The organism is Candidatus Cloacimonadota bacterium (genome assembly GCA_011372345.1).
In the GTDB taxonomy this organism is placed as follows: Bacteria; Cloacimonadota; Cloacimonadia; order Cloacimonadales; family TCS61; genus DRTC01.
Genome location: DRTC01000200.1, coordinates 1 through 1,944, shown reverse-complemented (window position 1 = coordinate 1,944; position 1,944 = coordinate 1). Strand labels below are relative to the sequence as shown.

General features: G+C 37.5%; 2 protein-coding genes. Both read left to right on the top strand.

Annotated elements, in window-relative coordinates:
- Positions 1 to 26 precede the first annotated feature (26 nt).
- Positions 27 to 503 (top strand): hypothetical protein, encoded by a 477-nt coding sequence (locus ENL20_03915; protein HHE37701.1) that lies wholly within the window; start codon positions 27 to 29, stop codon positions 501 to 503.
- 105 nt (positions 504 to 608) lie between these two features.
- Entirely contained in the window at positions 609 to 1,853 is a 1,245-nt protein-coding gene (locus tag ENL20_03910) for a DUF1015 domain-containing protein (protein HHE37700.1), read from the top strand.
- Positions 1,854 to 1,944 lie beyond the last annotated feature (91 nt).

Here is a 1,944-nt window from a genome sequence, read left to right as displayed (position 1 = left end):
TTTTAGGTCCAAAATATGGTAAGCATGTGAAGAATATTGCAACTGCAATTTCCAATTTAGACGGAACTCATATCGTGGAAAAACTGCATCAGAAAAAAGATTATTTCATCGATGTTGATGGACATTCCTATAAAATAGCAGAAGAAGACATTTTTATCTCGATCAAAGATAAAGAAGGTTTCACATTTGAAGCAAAAAAAGATCTTTATGTTGCTCTTGATACAACTCTCACTCCAGAACTGATCGAGGAAGGATTAGCTCGAGAGCTGGTAAATAAGATCCAATTCACCAGGAAAGAAAAGGGATTAGCGATTATGGATCGTATCAAGATCTTCTTTGTTGGGAACAACGAAATTACTTCCGTTTTTAATAAATACAAAGATTATATTTATGCTGAAACCCTGGCAAACAGTCACCACCGTGTAAAAGAGTCTCACGAAGATATGATCAAATGGGATATCAATGAGCGTGAGGTTTATTTGACGGTGGAGAAAAGAAAATAACACACCTCAATCCTCTCCTAAAAGGAGAGGAAGCAAAATGGAATCCATAATCTCCTTCTCCTTTTAGGAGAAGGTTGGGATGAGGTAAAAAAAGGAGAAATGATAATGGCAAAAATAAAACCATTCAAAGGTGTTAGACCTGCGGCAGACAAGATCAAAGATGTTGCTTCCCCGCCGTATGATGTTCTGAATTCCAAAGAAGCAAGAAAACAGATTGAAGATAAACCATACAGTTTCCTGCATATCGTCAAACCGGAAGTCGATCTGCCGGAAGATATAAATCTTTATGATGATAAAGTTTATCAGAAAGGGAAAGAAAATCTTTATAAATTTCTCGAAGACGGAATCCTCATTCAGGACGATAAACCTTGTTTTTATCTTTATCGTTTGATCATGGGAAACATCGATCAAGTCGGATTGGTTGCAGGAGCATCCATCGAAGATTATGAAAACGATATTATCAAAAAACATGAGCACACCAGAGCAGATAAAGAAGCAGACAGGATCAAGCATGTCGATACTCTGAATGCTAATACGGGACCTGTTTTCCTTACTTATAAGGCTCGTCAGGATTTTAATGATCTCGCTGAAAGTATTATGAATTCCAAACCGGTTTACGATTTTGAAGCTGATGATAGAATCAAACATATTTTCTGGAAAATAGAAGATGATAAAGTGATTGAAAATATCAAAAATATCTTTTCCGGAATTGATTTCCTTTATGTTGCTGATGGTCATCATCGCTCTGCTTCCGGAACGATTGTCGGACAAAGAAGAAGAGAAAAAAATCCGCATCACACAGGAAATGAAGAATACAACTACTTTTTATCAGTGATCTTTCCGCATAACCAATTATATATAATGGATTATAACAGGATTGTAAAAGATTTGAACGGACTTTCAAATGAGAAATTTTTAAAAGCGGTTCAGGAAAATTTCGAGATCGAAGAATTCTCGAAAACCGAACCTTATCATCCAAAAGGTTTGCATAATTTTGGAATGTATCTCAATGGAATATGGTATGATCTGAAAGCAAAACCAGGAACTTTCGACGAAAACGATCCTGTAAAATCTCTCGATGTCTCCATCTTGCAGGAAAATCTACTTTCCCCCATTTTAAGAATTGGAGATCCTCGAAAAGATAAGAGAATCGATTTTGTGGGTGGAATCCGCGGATTGGAAGAACTTGCCAAACGAGTCGATAACGGAGAAGCTGTTGCCTTCTCGATGTTCCCGACTTCTATCGAGCAATTAATGGCAATTGCTGATGCTGGAAAAGTGATGCCGCCAAAATCAACCTGGTTCGAACCGAAACTACGCTCCGGAGTTATTGTTCATTTACTGGATTAATGTAACTCAAACCTCCGGTTTGAGAATATTCAAACTTCGGAAGTTTTCAAACAAGAACACACCTCCCGGCTAAAGCCGTACTCCTCTCAAG